This window comes from Microbacterium sp. KRD172 (genome assembly GCF_017168295.1).
Taxonomy (GTDB): Bacteria; Actinomycetota; Actinomycetes; order Actinomycetales; family Microbacteriaceae; genus Microbacterium; species Microbacterium profundi.
The window spans coordinates 820788-836660 of the sequence record NZ_JABFAS010000002.1 but is presented as its reverse complement, the minus strand read 5'-3'; the positions used below and the strand labels follow the sequence as shown (position 1 = coordinate 836660).

At 67.7% G+C, this 15873-nt stretch carries 15 protein-coding genes and 1 tRNA gene; 8 read left to right on the top strand and 8 right to left on the bottom strand.

The window, feature by feature from the left end; genetic code table 11:
• Positions 1-16: 16 nt before the first annotated feature.
• A tRNA-Met gene (locus J1M43_RS04270) sits at positions 17-89 on the bottom strand.
• Positions 90-198: 109 nt separating this feature from the next.
• Here J1M43_RS04270 and J1M43_RS04265 point away from each other — a divergent pair.
• Complete coding sequence (locus J1M43_RS04265; protein ID WP_206475992.1) at positions 199-534, top strand: DUF4229 domain-containing protein; 336 nt, start codon at positions 199-201, stop codon at positions 532-534.
• 4 nt (positions 535-538) lie between these two features.
• Here the strand turns inward: J1M43_RS04265 and J1M43_RS04260 are convergent, their stop codons facing one another.
• Both J1M43_RS04260 and J1M43_RS04255 read right to left on the bottom strand, forming a co-directional pair.
• Positions 539-1507 (bottom strand): 1,4-dihydroxy-2-naphthoate polyprenyltransferase, encoded by a 969-nt coding sequence (locus tag J1M43_RS04260; protein ID WP_206475990.1) that lies wholly within the window; start codon positions 1505-1507, stop codon positions 539-541.
• A gap of 129 nt (positions 1508-1636) precedes the next feature.
• Complete coding sequence (locus tag J1M43_RS04255) at positions 1637-2092, bottom strand: Lrp/AsnC family transcriptional regulator (RefSeq protein WP_206475989.1); 456 nt, start codon at positions 2090-2092, stop codon at positions 1637-1639.
• 70 nt (positions 2093-2162) lie between these two features.
• Here J1M43_RS04255 and J1M43_RS04250 point away from each other — a divergent pair, with 70 nt between their 5' ends.
• The 3 genes from J1M43_RS04250 (at position 2163) to J1M43_RS04240 (ending at position 5615) form a co-directional block, all read left to right on the top strand.
• The gene (locus J1M43_RS04250; protein WP_206475987.1) at positions 2163-3608 is read left to right on the top strand and encodes a DUF6421 family protein; all 1446 of its coding nucleotides are present in this window, start codon (positions 2163-2165) and stop codon (positions 3606-3608) included.
• A gap of 129 nt (positions 3609-3737) precedes the next feature.
• Positions 3738-4376 (top strand): SDR family oxidoreductase, encoded by a 639-nt coding sequence (locus tag J1M43_RS04245; RefSeq protein ID WP_033106004.1) that lies wholly within the window; start codon positions 3738-3740, stop codon positions 4374-4376.
• A 171-nt stretch (positions 4377-4547) separates the two neighbouring features.
• Entirely contained in the window at positions 4548-5615 is a 1068-nt protein-coding gene (locus J1M43_RS04240) for a low specificity L-threonine aldolase (protein WP_206475985.1), read from the top strand.
• Between the two features lie 6 nt (positions 5616-5621).
• Here the strand turns inward: J1M43_RS04240 and J1M43_RS04235 are convergent, their stop codons facing one another.
• Positions 5622-6221, bottom strand: coding sequence for an NUDIX hydrolase family protein (locus J1M43_RS04235; RefSeq protein WP_206475983.1), 600 nt, complete (start codon positions 6219-6221; stop codon positions 5622-5624).
• A gap of 77 nt (positions 6222-6298) precedes the next feature.
• Between J1M43_RS04235 and J1M43_RS04230 the strand changes: the two genes are divergently transcribed.
• Positions 6299-6952, top strand: a complete 654-nt coding sequence (locus J1M43_RS04230; RefSeq protein ID WP_234001299.1) for an alpha/beta hydrolase — start codon at positions 6299-6301, stop codon at positions 6950-6952.
• On the opposite strand, the gene J1M43_RS04225 is transcribed toward J1M43_RS04230, so the two are convergent.
• From J1M43_RS04225 to J1M43_RS04210, 4 genes are all read right to left on the bottom strand, one after another.
• Positions 6941-7189 carry a hypothetical protein gene (locus tag J1M43_RS04225; protein ID WP_206475979.1) on the bottom strand — a complete coding sequence of 83 codons (249 nt, stop codon included), beginning with the start codon at positions 7187-7189 and terminating at the stop codon, positions 6941-6943. The two genes, J1M43_RS04230 and J1M43_RS04225, sit on opposite strands and share 12 nt — an antisense overlap.
• Positions 7190-7257: 68 nt before the next feature.
• The gene (locus tag J1M43_RS04220; RefSeq protein WP_206475977.1) at positions 7258-8517 is read right to left on the bottom strand and encodes an endonuclease/exonuclease/phosphatase family protein; all 1260 of its coding nucleotides are present in this window, start codon (positions 8515-8517) and stop codon (positions 7258-7260) included.
• Positions 8518-8672: 155 nt separating this feature from the next.
• On the bottom strand, positions 8673-9617 hold the full coding sequence (locus J1M43_RS04215) for a cation diffusion facilitator family transporter (RefSeq protein WP_206475975.1): 945 nt from the start codon (positions 9615-9617) through the stop codon (positions 8673-8675).
• Complete coding sequence (locus J1M43_RS04210) at positions 9617-9901, bottom strand: helix-turn-helix transcriptional regulator (protein WP_084595740.1); 285 nt, start codon at positions 9899-9901, stop codon at positions 9617-9619. Before J1M43_RS04210 ends, J1M43_RS04215 begins: the two co-directional genes overlap by 1 nt.
• Positions 9902-10118: 217 nt before the next feature.
• On the opposite strand from J1M43_RS04210, the gene J1M43_RS17155 reads away from it, so the two are divergent.
• The 3 genes from J1M43_RS17155 to J1M43_RS04200 form a co-directional block, all read left to right on the top strand.
• Positions 10119-10940: a DEAD/DEAH box helicase gene (locus J1M43_RS17155; protein WP_374058511.1), complete on the top strand. Its 822-nt coding sequence runs from the start codon at positions 10119-10121 to the stop codon at positions 10938-10940.
• A 69-nt stretch (positions 10941-11009) separates the two neighbouring features.
• Positions 11010-14927, top strand: coding sequence for a helicase-related protein (locus J1M43_RS04205; protein WP_374058510.1), 3918 nt, complete (start codon positions 11010-11012; stop codon positions 14925-14927).
• A 38-nt stretch (positions 14928-14965) separates the two neighbouring features.
• Positions 14966-15873: EI24 domain-containing protein (locus J1M43_RS04200; protein ID WP_206475973.1), on the top strand; the 908-nt coding region annotated here is incomplete at its 3' end.

The window sequence follows — 15873 nt, the reverse complement described above, 5'->3', positions numbered from 1 at the left end:
GGTCGGTCTGAAGTAGACGCGACGGCGGGAGTCGAACCCGCAACGCTCTCAGGTATGAACTGGAGCCCGGGACCACCCGGATCGCCGCGATGTCATCGACGTTACCCGGCCGTGACATCTGTGACCAGGAACCGTGCCTGGGATAACCCTATGAGTCACCCGATGACGGCACGTTTCGCCGCGATCTAGACTGGAGGGATGAAGTTGCCACCCCTCCTCGTCTATTCCGTGCTGCGGTTGCTCGCGTTCCTCGTGCCACTCGCGGTGATGTGGTTCTTCTTCCCGATCATGCGAGAGCTCTGGTGGCTCACGGTGATCTTCGCCGCGCTGATCGGCATGAGCATCTCGATCCTGTTCCTGCGCGGACCCCTCTCGGGCGCGTCATCCAAGATCTATGAGCGCCGCGAGTCGCGCACGACGCAGGGTCGGTCGAGCGCCGCCGCGGAGGATGCCGACGCTGAGGATACTGCGCTCGACGACGCCGCGGACACCGCCTCCGGCACGAACCCGGGCACCTCCGCCAAGCAGGACTGACCTCTCAGCCGACGAAAGCCCAGTACAGCGCGCCCGCGTACAGGAGCGCGGTGAGTGACGTGAGGGCGAGGGCGACGACGAGCTCACGTGACTGACGGTACGTCCACACGATGATGATCGCCGGGAGGCCCGCGAGCAGCGCCAGCAGCGAGAGCCAGGCGATCGGATAAAGCAGCGCGATGAATGCGGCGATGAGGAACGGAACGACAATGAACACCGTGTACACGATCTTCGTCGCGCGGCGGCCGATGAGCACGGTGAGGGTGCGTTTTCCGACCTCGCGGTCCTGGTCGATGTCGCGCAGGTTGTTGGCGAGCAGCACGGCGCAGGCGAAGAGCCCTGCCGCGACGGCGCCGAGCCATGCCTCCTGGGGCAGCTGGAACGCCTGCACCCACGTGGTGCCGAGCGTCGCGACCAGACCGAAGAACACGAACACGAACACCTCGCCGAGCCCGAAGTATCCGTACGGTCGTTTGCCGCCGGTGTAGAACCAGGCCGCGACGATGCACACGGCGCCGACGGCCAGCATCCACCACTGACCCGTGCGGATGACGATCCCCAGCCCGACGAGGGCGGCGAGCGCGAAGAACGCCAGACCGACGATCAGCACGGTGCGCGGACGCACACGGCCAGACGCGGTGAGACGAGCGGGACCGACGCGATGGTCGTCAGTGCCCCGGATGCCGTCGCTGTAGTCGTTCGTGAAGTTCACGCCGATCTGGATCAGCACGGCCACCGCAAGGCACGCCAGAGCGATCACCCAGTGCAGCTCGCGATCCACGAGTTGCGCAGCACCTGTTCCGATGACGACCGGGGCGACGGCGAGCGGCAGTGTGCGAAGGCGTGCGGCGCCGATCCAGTCGCGAGCCGTGATCGGCGCCGCTTCGACGATGGGCCGGCGAGCCGGGTTGCCGCTGGTGCGAACCGGCTTCCGTCTGGATGCCGATGTCTTGCGCTTCGAGGATGCTGCCACCCTCGAGATCTTAGTCGGCGCCCCGATGCGCCTACGGGTGGGGGTTGCTGTCCTTGCCGTGACCGCGGCCGAGATCGCAGCCGGCCTTCAGCCGCTCGAGGATCGGTGTCGCCCTGGTGGTACTCGTGATCAGTCGGCGCTCTCGACTGCGATCGGGCGGTTCTCGTAGTACGTCTGCAGCACGACGGTGGTGTGGGTGCGCACGTTCGCCGCGAGGCGCACTTCGTTCACCAGCTTCTCCAGCGCGCGCGGTGACGCCACCCGCACGAACAGCATGTAGCTGGCATCGCCCGCTATCGAGTGGCACGCTTCGATCTCCGTGAACGACTCGAGCAGCTCTGGGGCGTTGTCGGGCTGACCAGGATCGAGCGGAGTGATCTCGATGAACGCCGACAGCGGCTTGCCCAGTGCTTCCGCATCGAGGATCGGACGGTACCCGCTGATCACACCGCGCGACTCCAGCCTGCGCAGCCGCGACTGCACGGCCGAGCTCGAGAGCCCGACGGCGTCGGACAGCTGGGCCAGGGTCGCTCGGGCATCGCGCGAGATCTCCGTGATGATCTGACGGTCGACAGCATCCTCCATGGTGGAATAATATCTGCATAGTCACTATTTCGCCGGATATTTTCCGCTGAGCCATCGATCGGAGGTCCCGATGTCCACTCCTCTTCACAACACTGCCATCATCGGCGAGCCCGAGGTCGTCGAGGACGCCGCCCGCGCCGAGAAGAGCGACGCCTGGCGGACGCTGAAGAACGCCGCCCTCGCGCTCCGCGAGATGCAGGTCAAGGACGGTTCGATCCCTTCGACAAGCTCAGGGAACGACTCCGCACACGCCTCCGCAGGCGAGCACGTCGCAGCGATCATCGCCGGCATCCGCGCCCTCGCGCCGGCCTTCCCGCACGACGCGGAGTACCTCGCAGCATCCGTCAGTGACTTCGAGCGCTGGGCATCCGAGGGTTTCGGCGTGCCGGACTTCCTCGATTCGCTCGTGGCCTTCCAGCCGCAACGGCATCGCGTCGACGGCATCCGCCATCTCGTCGTGTTCCCGATGTACACGCAGAACGGTTCGCCAGACCGACTCGTCGAGGCGCTCATCGTCGAGGCGATCTGGCCGGAGTTCATCGCCGAGCTGGAAGCCGGCGACTACGGCAACAAGCTGTTCGTCTCGCTTCGGCTGATCGATTTCACGCCCGGGTACGACACGAACTCGGCCGTGCTCTTCCCCGAGACCGTCGCGATGCGCGAGATCCCCACGTTCACGTGGGGCGCGATCTTCCAGGACCGCGAGGCCGCCCGTTATCGACGCGTGGTGAGCGCGGCATCCGAGATCACGAAGCTGGACCTTCCGGAGCCGGCGGCGCGGATGCTGGATGACCAGGACCTCACCGAGAAGACATTCGTGATGTGGGACATCATCCACGACCGCACGCACATGCGCGGAGATCTGCCGTTCGACCCGTTCATGATCAAGCAGCGGATGCCGTTCTTCCTGTACTCGCTGGAAGAGCTGCGCTGCGATCTGACGGCATTCCGCGAGTCGGTCGCGATCGAGCGCTCTCTCGCCCTTCGACAAGCTCAGGGGTCGGATGCGCTGTCCGAGACCGAGCAGCAGATGCTCGAGCATGCCGGACTCGTGCAGTACGCGGTGATCTTCGACCGCATCTTCCGCTTCGCGATCACCGGCTCGCGGGTACGAAACTACGACGGTCTCGGCGGGCAGCTGCTGTTCGCCTGGCTGCATCAGCGCGGAGTGCTGCACTGGACCGACACGCAGCTCGCCTTCGACTGGGCCGAGGTTCCGGATGCCGTGATCGCGCTCAGCGACGCGGTGAATGAGCTGTACTGGCGTTCGATCGACCGCCCGAAGACAGCGCACTGGCTCGCCGCGTACGACCTGGTGAACTCGGTGCTGACGCCGAATCCGGCGTCGATCTGGGCGCGCGGACTGCCCGATGAGGTGCTCGCCGGGCTCCCGAAGGGTTATACCGACCGGGTGCTGGACGACGAGTTCCCCCTGTCGATGTTCTTCGAGGCGCTCGAGAAGAAGATGCGACCGGTGATCGAGTCGACGGCGGGGATTCGAGCGTCTGATGCTTAGCGTCGGCGTGCACGTTCTTCGGAGAAGTGCAGCATCTTCGGAGAATTCGGGCCGATTCGTCCGAAGTACGTGCACTTCTCCGAAGTTGTTGCACGGCTCGGTGAGTTTGAGCATCGGAAGAAGAGCGTGATGACAGCGGACAGGCATGCGATTGTGCTTGCGGGCGCCACGAGTGCGGCCGGCCTGGCAGTGACCCGCGCTCTGGTCGAGGCGGGCGCACGGGTTGTCGCGACTGGGCGCTCAACGGATCGGCTGGCTGCGTTAGCGGATGCCGGCGCCGAGGTAGTCGTCGCGGATGCGACATCGCTCGCCGCGATGACGGACCTGGCCGCGCGGCTCGGGCAGGTCGACGGCGTCATCCCCCTCGTCGGCGGCTGGAGAGGGGGCGGGGGCCTCGCCGGGCAGTCCGACAAGGACTTCGATGCCCTGCTGCCTGCGCTGCAGGCCGTGCGGGCGACGAGTCGCGCCTTCGATCGTGCTCTGCAGGCGTCGGATGCCGGGCGCTTCGCGATCGTGTCATCCACAGCGGTCGCGCGCCCGCTCGCGGGCGGGGCGAACTACGCGGCGGTGAAGGCCGCGAGCGAGGCATGGGCGCGCGCCGTCGCGCACGGGTTCGAGAAGACCGCTCGGGATACCGGGGAGCCTCTGCGCGCGGCATCCGTCATCTTCCGCGCCAAGGCGTTGGAACCGGAGGCGCTCGCCGACGCCGTCGTCGCGCTGTGGGAATCGGATACGGCCGACCTCAACGATCGGGTGATCGAACTCTAGGAGTGGCGGTCCCGCACTGGGCTTCCGGTCGTGCCGAACACCATCGCGAAGAACGCGACGAACAGCATGTAGGCGCCGCCGATGATGCCGGTGGCCAGCACCGATTGCGGCCGTGCGCTTCATGGGTCAAAGCGTATTCTTCACCACCGACATCCGACATAGGCTTATCCGGTGACCACTCTGCATGACCCCGCGATCCGGGGATTCGCGTCGGACAACTACTCCGGCATCCACCCCGAGATCCTCGCGGCGATCGCCGCAGCGAACGACGGCCACCAGATCGCGTATGGCGAAGACCAGTACAGCGAGCGCCTGCAGGAGGTCTTCCGCGGCCACCTCGGCGACGGCATCCAGGCGTTCCCCGTCTTCAACGGCACCGGCGCGAACGTCGTCGGCCTGCAGTCGATGTTGCCGCGCTGGGGCGCCGTGATCACGGCATCCACCGCTCACATCAATGTCGACGAGGGCGGTGCGCCCGAGCGGATCGGCGGCATGAAGCTGCTCACGGTGCCCACCGACGACGGCAAGCTCACACCTGAACTCGTCGACCGTGAGGCCTGGGGCTGGGGCGACGAGCACCGCGCACAGCCGCTCGTCGTGTCGATCACGCAGTCCACCGAGCTCGGCACGCTCTATTCCGTCGACGAGATCCGCGCCCTCGCCGATCACGCGCACGGGCACGGCATGCATCTGCACATGGACGGTGCACGCATCTCCAACGCCGCCGCCGCCCTCGACGCGCCCCTGCGCGCGTTCACGCGCGACGCCGGTGTGGACGTGCTCAGCTTCGGCGGCACCAAGAACGGCGCGATGCTCGGCGAGGCGATCGTCGTGCTGAATCCCGAAGCATCCGCAGGCCTGATCTACGGCCGCAAGTACAACATGCAGCTCTCGTCGAAGATGCGCTTCGTCTCCGCGCAGCTCATCGCGCTGCTCGAGGGCGACCTGTGGCTGCGCAATGCTCGGCACTCCAACGCGATGGCCGCCAGACTGCGGGCCGGCATCGAGGCGGGGCTGGATGCCGGGAGCATCCGGGGCGTCGGCTTCACTCAGCCGACGCAGTCGAACGGCGTGTTCGCGACGCTTCCGGACGGCGTCGCCGACCGTCTGCGCGAGTCGTTCCGCTTCTACGACTGGGATGCCGCGCGCAACGAAGTGCGCTGGATGTGCAGCTTCGACACGCAGGAGTCGGACGTGGACGCGTTCATCGCGGAGCTCGGGCGACTGACCACGGCGTAGTCTGCGTCAGCGCAACAGGCCGAGACTGGCGAGGGCCATCCTGATGAGGGTGCCGCGGCCGCCCTCCATCTCTGCGGCCACCGCGTCCGATGCCGCCTCCTCCGGAGAGAACCAGGTGATCTCGAGGGCGTCCTGACGGGGCTCGCACGTGCCGGTGACCGGGACGACGAACGCGAGCGAGACCGCGTGCTGGCGATCGTCGTGGTACGCGCTGACGCCGGGAAGCGGGAAGTACTCCGCCACGGTGAACGGCAGCGGTTGCGGGGGAAGCAGAGGGAAGGCCATCGGGCCGAGGTCGTTCTCGAGGTGTCGGAAGAGGGCGTCGCGCACTGTCTCGCCGTAGCGCACCCGCCCGGAGACGATCGTGCGCGTCATCTCGCCGAGCGGCGTGGAACGCAACAGGATGCCGAGCTCGGCGACCTGTCCGGTGCCGTCAGTGCGCACGGGAATCGCCTCGACGTAGAGCATCGGCAGTCGGCGTCGAGCCTCTGCGAGCTCGAACTCGCTCAGCCATGCCGGATTGTTCGCGTCTGCGGGCAGCTCAGTGAACCGGGAGAGGTCGTCGTCGCCCCCCTCGGGGTCAGGATCAGGTGTGCGCACCGACATGTCTCATTTCTACCAGTGTCTGCGTCTGCGCAGTTCTGCGGCGGTGCATGTCAGTGCAGGCTGGCAGGATGGATGCCGTGAGCGAGGAACTCAGAATCGACGCGGCTGCCACGCGCTGGGCACCCGAAGAACGCGCAGGTCTGCCGCTGCTCGTGCTGCTGCACGGGTACGGCGCCGACGAGCACGACCTGTTCGGGCTCGCGCCGTTCCTTCCCGAAGGCGTCGCCGTGGCATCCGTCGCCGCGCCCCTTGCCCCGCCGTGGCCTATGCCTGGCAGGTCGTGGTACGCGATCGACGGTCTGAACGGACGGGATCCGGATGCTGTGACGATCGCCGCCCGCGCATTTCTGCGGTGGCTCGACGTCGCGGCAGGCGACGCGCCGACTGTGGCGCTGCTCGGGTTCTCGCAGGGCGCCGCGGTCGCACTGCAGGCGCTGCGCCTCGATCCAGCGCGCTTCGGGGCCGTGGTCGCGCTCAGCGGCTACGCCTCACCCGGTGATCTGCCGGAAGACGAGGCGCTGCGCGAAGCGCGGCCCCGCGTCTTCTGGGGCCGCGGTACGAACGACGACGTGATCCCGGCTCAGCTGATCGCCCACACCGCGCAGTGGCTGCCTGACCACTCCGAGCTCACCGGCCGCGTCTACCCCGGGTTGACCCACAGCATCTCCGAAGACGAGCTTCTCGACGTGCGCGTCTTCCTCGAGAAGTGGCGAGACGCCTCAGCTGGCTGAATCCGCTCCGCCGGGGTCGGCGTCGTCTTCCTGTTCCTCTGGCGGACGCTTGCGTCGCCCAACCGCGCCCAGCGCGATGGCGAACGCCACTCCGATGGCGATGCCGATCGAGATGCCGAGCCCCATGTCGTCGAGCGCTGAGCCCATGGCGACGCCGACGCCCATTCCCAGCGCGATGCCGGCGCCCCAGCTCATCCGCTGTCGCGCCTCTTGTCCGCTCATCCGGTCATCAGGCATGACTCCACGCTAGTCAGCGTCGATCAGCGCGGCATCCCCCATGAGGCGGATGCCGCGCTTCGAGCGGGTCAGCGCTGCCCGCCTCCTGGAACGTCCACGTCGGACCAGACGAGCCGGTGGTCGCTGGAGGGGAACGGGTAGACGCCGGTCAGGCGGGAGAGCGGATCATCCGATGCCGGCCAGAAGACCCCCGAGTCGAGGATCCGGATCTGGCGGCTGGGCAGCACGTAGTCGACGCGGACGTTTCCTGGAGGCTCGGAGAAGTCGGCCGTGTCCTGCGCGGGGTCGCCCACGTGCTCGAGGTTGATTCCGCCCTGCAGTTCGGTCGCCTCCAGTGCGCCTGTGCTGGTGGGCACGGATGCCGTGTTGACGCGAGGGCTATCCAGGAGCTGATCGATCGCACCGTCTGTGGAGTCGCCGTCGTTCGGGTCGGCGTTCTGGTCGCCGGCGATCACGAAGAGCTCGTTGCGGCCGAGACCGCCTTCCCCGCCCTGGTCGTCGACGATGTACGAGGCCGTCTTGCCGCCCGCGATGTAGTCGGCCCACAGCCGGATCTCGTCGTGGTTGCGTCGGCCGTTGCGATCCTCTGCACCGTCGAACGTCGGCGGAGTCGGATGCGAGACGAGGAAGTGCACGGTCTTGTTCTTCGACACCTCGATCGGCACGTCCCAGTGAGATTTGCTCGAGAGTGGGAATCGGGCGAGCTCCTCCGCGGAGTAGAAGTCGGCGGGCTCCGCCGTCGTGGGGTCGTCGGGGAGAAGCGCGCCAGGCATGTCCGCCCAGACGAGGTTCTGGAAGGTGCGGATGGCGTCCTGATCGATCGGGTACTTCGAGTAGACCGCCATCCCGTACTGACCGGGGAAGAGACCGAAGCCCCAGGCGTCGTCGCCGCCGGAGATCGCGCCGTCGTTGTTCAGGTCGAACCCACTGGGCACCCCCGTGTTGACCGGGGCGGAGTACCGATAGGCGTATTCGACGGGCTTCGCATCGTCGTGCGGCACCGACAGGTAGTTCTCCTGGAACAGCCGCAGCGCCTCACCGCCTGCGTCGTAGTCGAACTCGTTGATCAGCAGCACGTCGGGGTTCGAGCGCTGGATGATCTCGGCGACGGCATCCGCCTGAGGGTTGCCAGGGGCGGCGAGATCGGCGACGAGCGCGCCCTCGGTGCCGCGATTGAGCGAGGCGTTGAAAGTGGCGAAGCGCAGGTCGGAATCACTCGGCGCACGATCCGGCGGTGCGGCGACGGCAGGGACGGCGGTCATGACGGCAACGCCGACGACCAGGAGGGCTGTGAGAGCGGCCGCGCGGACGCGGCGATGCGTGATCATGCGCGCCAGGCTAGCCGGGAACCGTGACGTTCTGAAGACCGATCGGTGAACGGATGACGACCGCGACACGCCCGACGGTTGCATCGTTCGACACGCCCGGGTATCGTCGGGACGTCTTGTCCGCCGTGTTTGGAAGTTCGGGCTGGGCGCATTGACTATGCGTGCTTGACGGATTCCGATTCGTGCTCGCTGATGTGCTCGGTCTCGATTTGGAATGTCGAATGGTAGACGGAGACTTCGAAGTGGTCAGCCACGCAGTCCTTCACATCTTGGAGAACTTCAGCGGCGTGACCGTCCGTGAAGCAGGCGTCCTCGACCACCACATGCGCCGTGAGGGTGGGCAAGCCGGTTGCGACGGTAGAGGCGTGCACATCGTGAACGTCCTTGACGTGGTCAAGCTTCAAGATGTGCTCTCGTACCGCATCCAGATCCAGCCCCTTCGGGGTGAACTCCATCAGGACGCTGGCGGTCTCGCGCATGAGTTTGAAGGCGCGTGGCACGATCAGCGCGGCGATGAGCAGACCCGCGAGAGCGTCCGCCTGCATGAACCCGGTGGTGGCGATCACGATAGCGGCGACGATGACGCCGAGTGAGCCTAGAGCGTCGTTGAGCGCCTCAAGGAACGCGGCCCGCATGTTGAAGTTGGCTCCTCTGCTGGAGGAGAGGATGAGGATCGCGATGATGTTGGCAGTCAGTCCGATGACGCCGAACACCAGGAGCTCCGTCGCCGGAACCTCCGGGGGCTCGAACAGGCGGCGGACTCCCTCGATGGCGGTGTAGAAGCCCACCACGAGAAGCAGGGCGGCCTGACCAAGCGCGGCGATGACTTCGATGCGCCGGAATCCCCATGTCCGCTTGGAGCTTGCGGGCCGCAGCATCAGAGTTGCCGCGATAAGAGCCACCAGGAGACCCGAGGAGTCCGTGATCGCGTGAGCCGTATCGGTCAGCAACGCGAGGCTACCAGTCACGACTGACCCAACGGCCTGCGCGACGGCGATCATCGCCGTGATGCCGAAGGCGATCCACAGCTTCCGTCGGTAGTCGCCGGGAAGGCCCGCCTTCTCGTCAACAGCCGGCCCGTGGTTATGTCCTGCACCCATCAGAGGGTCTCCATTTCTTCTCTTCGTTTCTCACCGAGACCGCGCAGATGCGCGCACAGTTCGGCCCTAGTACCTGTCGCGTCCAAGAGTTCCTCCGCAGCGCCGATCAACGCGGAGATCGCCGCTGGCTCGGAAAGCGAATACCATGACGACCTGCCAGAGGGACGAACGGACACGAGCCGACACTCAAGGAGGAAGCTGAGATGTTTGCTCACCGTCGATTGGGCCAGACCAGCGCCGTCGCCTTCCCGTCGAACTTCCGAGGACGCATCATCGCCATCCATCGATGATGCCGACCGAGAGCGATGAAAGCTACCATCAGCCACAATCGATATCGATTCCCAGATGCAGTTGAGCCAATCAGCGCTTCACCGCCGCGGCACCTGGCTGGCAACTTCCACCAGCCTGCATGCCGAGCTCGCCCTCGACTCCACCGCGAATCTCACTCGTGCGGTGGGAGCAGTCAGCCCCGATGTCCCACCCACAGACGATGATGGAGTGATGAGCGACGCTTCGACAGGCTCAGCGCACCGGGTGCTCGACCGCTTCACCCCTGCCACACAGGACTGGTTCAGGGGCGCCTTCAGCGCGCCCACCCCGGCGCAAGCCGGCGCCTGGGACGCGATCTCAGCCGGCAGGCACGCGCTCGTCGTCGCCCCGACCGGATCGGGAAAGACGCTGTCGGCGTTCCTGTGGGCGATCGACCGCGTCTTCCGCGAGAGAACGGATGCCGGCGATGCCGCCCCTGCGAAGGGCACAGCGCGCACGCGCATCCTCTACATCTCACCGCTGAAGGCGCTGGGCGTCGACGTCGAGCGCAACCTGCGCTCCCCCTTGGTCGGCATCGGGCAATCCGCTCGTCGGCTAGGGCTGGCGGCCCCGTCTGTGAGCGTCGGCGTCCGCTCGGGCGACACCACCTCGAGCGACCGCCGCAAGCTCGTCTCCGACCCACCCGACATCCTCATCACCACGCCCGAATCCCTGTATCTGATGCTCACCAGTCGCGCGGGCGAGACCCTGCGCGACGTGCACACCGTCATCATCGACGAGGTGCACGCGGTCGCCGCGACCAAGCGCGGTGCGCACCTGGCCGTGAGCCTGGAGCGACTGGATGCCCTCCGCCGAGCCGGTCGCGAAGACACCTCCCCCGCGCAGCGCATCGGCCTCTCAGCCACCGTGCGCCCCATCGACGAGGTGGCCCGCTTCCTCGGCGGATCCGAGCCCGTCGAGATCGTCGCCCCGAAGGCATCCAAGACCTTCGACCTCTCGGTCGTCGTGCCGATGGCCGACATGACCAACCCGGGCTGGGAGATGTGTATATGAGACAGGAGATGTGTATAAGAGACAGCCGGCGCTCCGCCCGCGAGCGACGACCCGGCCGAGTACACCGAAGTGACGGGATCCGTCTGGCCGCACGTCGAAGAGGCGATCGTCGACCGCATCCTCGAGAACAAGTCCACGATCGTCTTCTCGAACTCGCGTCGCCTCGCCGAGCGCCTCACCGGCCGGCTCAACGAGATCTACGCCGAGCGCACCCTTCGACAGGCTCAGGAACCGAGCGTGCCCGTCCCAGAGCGGGCGGGCCCGCCCGCCGCGATGATGGCGCAGGCCGGATCGACCGCAGGCGCGGACGCAGTGCTCGCCAAGGCGCACCACGGCTCGGTCTCGAAGGAGCAGCGGGCGCTCGTCGAAGAAGAACTGAAATCCGGCATCCTGCGCTGCGTCGTCGCGACGAGCAGCCTCGAACTCGGCATAGATATGGGCGCGGTCGACCTCGTCATCCAGGTCGAAGCGCCGCCGTCCGCGGCATCCGGCCTGCAGCGCGTCGGCCGCGCAGGTCACCAGGTCGGCGAGATCAGCCGCGCGGCGCTGTTCCCCAAGCATCGCGGCGACGTGCTGCACACCGCGATCGTCACCGAGCGGATGCTGGCCGGCAAGATCGAGGCGATCGCCGTGCCGCGCAATCCGCTCGACATCCTCGCGCAGCAGACCGTCGCGGCCTGCGCGCTGGCACCGATCGGAGTCGAGGACTGGTTCGAGACGGTGCGAAGATCGGCGCCGTTCCAATCCCTGCCCCGCTCCGCCTACGAGGCCACGCTCGACCTGCTGGCCGGCCGATTCCCCTCCGACGAGTTCGCGGAGCTCCGGCCACGCCTGGTCTGGGATCGGGATGCCGGCACGCTGACCGGCAGGCCCGGTGCGCAGCGGATCGCGGTCACCAGCGGCGGCACGATCCCCGACCGCGGACTGTTCGCCGTCTTCGTCGCCGGCGAAGGCGCGGGACGACGCGTCGGCGAACTCGATGAGGAGATGGTCTACGAGTCGCGCGTCGGAGACGTGTTCACACTCGGCACGACGAGCTGGCGAATCGCCGAGATCACGCACGACCGCGTCAACGTGCTGCCCGCATACGGGCAGCCGGGAAAGGTGCCGTTCTGGCACGGCGACGGCATCGGCCGGCCGTACGAACTCGGCGAGGCACTCGGCGCGTTCTCGCGCGAGGTGGCCGCGGCGACGCCGGAGAAGGCGGCGCAGCGCCTCATCGAGGCGGGTCTCGACGAGCAGGCGCGCATGAACCTCCTCGCCCATCTGCACGAGCAGCGAGAAGCCACCGGCACCCTCCCGACCGATCGCACCCTCACCGTCGAGCGAGGGCGTGATGAGGTCGGCGACTGGCGAATCATCCTGCATTCCCCATACGGCATGAAGGTGCACGCGCCCTGGGCTCTGGCGGTCAACGCACGCGTCCGCGAGCGGCTCGGTGTGGAGGAATCGGCGGTCGCGAGCGATGACGGCATCATCGCTCGAATTCCGGATGCCGAGGCCGAACCGCCCGGCGCCGAGCTGTTCGTCTTCGACGCTGACGAGATCGAGCATCTGGTCACGGCGGAAGTCGGCGGATCCGCACTGTTCGCCTCACGCTTCCGCGAATGCGCGGCGCGCGCGCTGCTCATGCCGCGGATGAATCCGAACAAGCGCACGCCGCTGTGGCAGCAGCGTCAGCGCTCTGCGCAGCTGCTGGAAGTGGCTCGCAGGCATCCGACCTTCCCGGTGATCCTCGAGACGCTGCGCGAAGTGCTGCAGGACGTGTACGACCTCCCGTCGCTGCGCCGCCTCACCACCGCCATCGCCGAGCGCAAGGTCAGACTCGTCGAGACGGAACCCGCGCAGCCATCGCCGTACGCGCGCGATCTGCTGTTCGGGTACGTCGGCGCGTTCATGTACGAAGGCGATTCGCCGCTCGCCGAACGCCGGGCCGCCGCGCTGTCGGTGGATCCGGCGCTGCTCGGCGAACTGCTCGGCACGGTGGAGCTGCGAGAGCTGCTCGACCCCGACGTGCTGACGCAGTTCGAGCGCGAGGCGCAGCGCCTCGACCCCGAGCGACACGTGCGAGGACTCGAGGGCGTCGCCGATCTGCTGCGGATGCTGGGACCGCTCGATCCGGCTGAGGTCGCGGAGCGGCTGCAGGATCCGAGTGCGGAGTCGGGCAGCGCCGACGGGTCGTTGAGCGAGCGCAGCGAGACGAAACGGGCTGAGCGAGCGCAGCGAGACGAAGCTTCCCCCGAATCCGCCTCAGGTGCCATCGCGCAACAGCACCTCGACGACCTCGTCGCCGCCCGCCGCGCCATCCCGGTCACGATCGCCGGCACCGCCCGCGTCGCAGCCATCGAAGACGCCGGGCGCCTGCGCGATGCGCTGGGCGTCGCGCTGCCCACGGGCATCCCGGTCGCGTTCCTCGAACCGTTCGCCGATCCGCTCGGCGACCTGGTCGCCCGTTTCGCGAGAACTCACGGTCCGTTCACGACGGATGCCGTCTCGCTCCGCTTCGGGATCGGCTCAGCCGTCGCCCGTCACACGCTGCAGCGGCTGGAGAACACAGGGCGCCTCACCAGTGGATACTTCCTGCCGGACCCTTCGACAGGCTCAGGGTCCGGTTCTTCGTCGGAGATCGAGTGGTGCGACACCGAAGTGCTCCGCCGGCTGCGGATGCGGTCACTCGCCGCGATCCGCGGCAGCGTCGAGCCGGTCGCTCCTGAGGCGTACGCGAGGTTCCTGCCGGATTGGCAGCATCTGACGCGGCCGCTGGAGGGCGTGGACGGCGTGCTCGCGGTGATCGAGCAGTTCGCCGGTGTACCGGTCCCGGCGAGCGCGTGGGAATCGCTGGTACTGCCCTCGCGCGTGCGCGACTACTCCCCCGCACTGCTGGACGAACTCACCGCGAGCGGCGAAGTGGTGTGGGCAGGTCACGGCACTCTGCCGGGTCGCGACGGGTGGGTGTCACTGCATCCGGTGGATCTGGCGCCGTTCACCCTGCCGCAGCCCGACGCCGATCTCGGCACGGACATCGCCGCCGACTCGCTCGAGGGGCGACTGCTGGAGGCGCTCAGCAGCGGCGGCGCTTCGTTCGCCGCCCATCTGCGCGAACGCGTGGGCGCAGACAACGAGCAGTCAGTGCTCGATGCCCTGTGGACGCTCACCTGGGCGGGGCGCGTCACGAACGACACCTTCTCACCGGTGCGTCAGCTGCTCGCCGGCGGATCGCAGGCGCACAAGTCCGTCCGTCGCGCTCCGCGCACGCGCACGTTCCGTGGCGTGTCGTTCGCCGGGCAGACGCCCCAGCGTCCGACGATCACCGGCGGACGCTGGTCGGTGCTGCCACAGACGGGTTCGGCGGCGGATGCTGCGGAAGCCGCCCGTCGCGCCACCGTCACCGCCGGACTTCTGCTGGATCGCTACGGCGTCGTCACGCGCGGCGCCGTGCAGGCGGAGGGCGTGCCCGGCGGCTTCGCCCAGGCATACCGGATCCTCGCCGGTTTCGAGCAGGCGGGGCACTGCCGCCGCGGCTACGTGATCGAGAAGCTGGGCGCTGCGCAGTTCGCGGCATCCGCCACCGTCGATCGCCTTCGCACGTTCGCCAATCTCGCCGATCCCGCACCGCTGCGGGCGATCACGCTGGCTGCGACCGACCCCGCGAACCCTTACGGCGCAGCTCTCGGCTGGCCACGTCGCGACGGAATCTCGCATCGACCCGGCCGCAAGGCCGGCGGACTCGTCGTGCTCGTCGACGGCGCGCTCGTGCTGTACCTCGAACGCGGAGGCCGCACTGTTCTGGCATTCGACGACGATCCGGAAGTGCTGCGCGCTGCGGCATCCGATCTCGCAGCCACCTCCCGTGCACGCAGGCTCGAGACGCTCACCGTGGAGAAGATCAACGGCGAGCCGATCTACGGCACCCTGTTCGCCACCGCGCTGCAAGAGGCAGGATTCGTACCGACACCGCGCGGCTTCACCCTGCGCAAGGTGATCTGATCAGCAAGGCGGTCTGACCAGATGGATACGCTTTAGCCATGTTGCGTGAGTTCGGGATCGGCGTCGGCACCCTGCTGAAGGGCTTCCGGATGTGGAAGACCCACACCAAGCTCATGTCGCTGGGACTCATCCCCGCCTTCATCGCGTGGGCGGTGCTGCTGGCCGCACTCATCCCGCTGGGCTTCGCACTGGGCCCGATCACCGACTGGATAACCCCTTTCGCCGACGGCTGGGGCAGCCCGTGGCGTGAGACGCTGCGCATAGGTCTCGGACTCGTCATCTTCATCGCCGCGCTCGCTCTCGCTGGCGCCGTGTTCACCGCCCTCACCCTCACGATCGGCGACCCGTTCTACCAGCGCATCTGGCAGGGTGTCGAGCGTTCGCTCGGCGGCGACGAACCCACCGGCAAGACAGGGTTGTGGACCACGATCGGCGAGGGCCTGCGACTGGTCGTGCTCGGCATCCTGGTGGCGCTGCTCACGCTCGTGATCGGCTTGCTCCCCCTCGTCGGCGGTGTGCTCGCATCGGTGACCGGCATCGTCCTCACCGGTCGCCTGCTCGCCCGAGAACTCACCGGTCGTGCCTTCGACGCCCGCGGTCTCACGCCCTCCATGCGCTCGGAGATGCTCGGTGCCGGACGTGCCAGAGTCATCGGCTTCGGCGTCGCCACCCAGCTGTGCTTCCTGGTCCCGTTCGGTGCGATCGTGACGATGCCGGCGGCGGTCGCGGGCTCGACTCTGCTCGCGCACGACCTGCTCCGGCGCGCGACCCCGGCCCCTCCCCAGCCGGAGGGGTCGCTTCGCGCCGCTCCAACCTCCGCCACCCGACATGAAGCGACACCTCCCGCCGACGCACCGTCGACTCGCGCCGAGGAGGGGTCGCTTCGCGCCGAGGCGGTGTCTCTCCGTGCCGCATCCGCGCCCTCGCAGCGGCACGAAACGACACC

What these genes read in the sequence shown, in the direction of transcription:
- J1M43_RS04225 (WP_206475979.1), bottom strand. Translation starts at nt 7,189, where the DNA reads ATGCCTGATGACCGGATGAGCGGACAAGAGGCGCGACAGCGGATGAGC.
- J1M43_RS17155 (WP_374058511.1), top strand. Translation starts at nt 10,119, where the DNA reads ATGAGCGACGCTTCGACAGGCTCAGCGCACCGGGTGCTCGACCGCTTC.
- J1M43_RS04215 (WP_206475975.1), bottom strand. Translation starts at nt 9,617, where the DNA reads ATGGGTGCAGGACATAACCACGGGCCGGCTGTTGACGAGAAGGCGGGC.
- J1M43_RS04220 (WP_206475977.1), bottom strand. Translation starts at nt 8,517, where the DNA reads ATGATCACGCATCGCCGCGTCCGCGCGGCCGCTCTCACAGCCCTCCTG.
- J1M43_RS04245 (WP_033106004.1), top strand. Translation starts at nt 3,738, where the DNA reads ATGACAGCGGACAGGCATGCGATTGTGCTTGCGGGCGCCACGAGTGCG.
- J1M43_RS04255 (WP_206475989.1), bottom strand. Translation starts at nt 2,092, where the DNA reads ATGGAGGATGCTGTCGACCGTCAGATCATCACGGAGATCTCGCGCGAT.
- J1M43_RS04235 (WP_206475983.1), bottom strand. Translation starts at nt 6,221, where the DNA reads ATGTCGGTGCGCACACCTGATCCTGACCCCGAGGGGGGCGACGACGAC.
- J1M43_RS04210 (WP_084595740.1), bottom strand. Translation starts at nt 9,901, where the DNA reads ATGGATGGCGATGATGCGTCCTCGGAAGTTCGACGGGAAGGCGACGGC.
- J1M43_RS04250 (WP_206475987.1), top strand. Translation starts at nt 2,163, where the DNA reads ATGTCCACTCCTCTTCACAACACTGCCATCATCGGCGAGCCCGAGGTC.
- J1M43_RS04265 (WP_206475992.1), top strand. Translation starts at nt 199, where the DNA reads ATGAAGTTGCCACCCCTCCTCGTCTATTCCGTGCTGCGGTTGCTCGCG.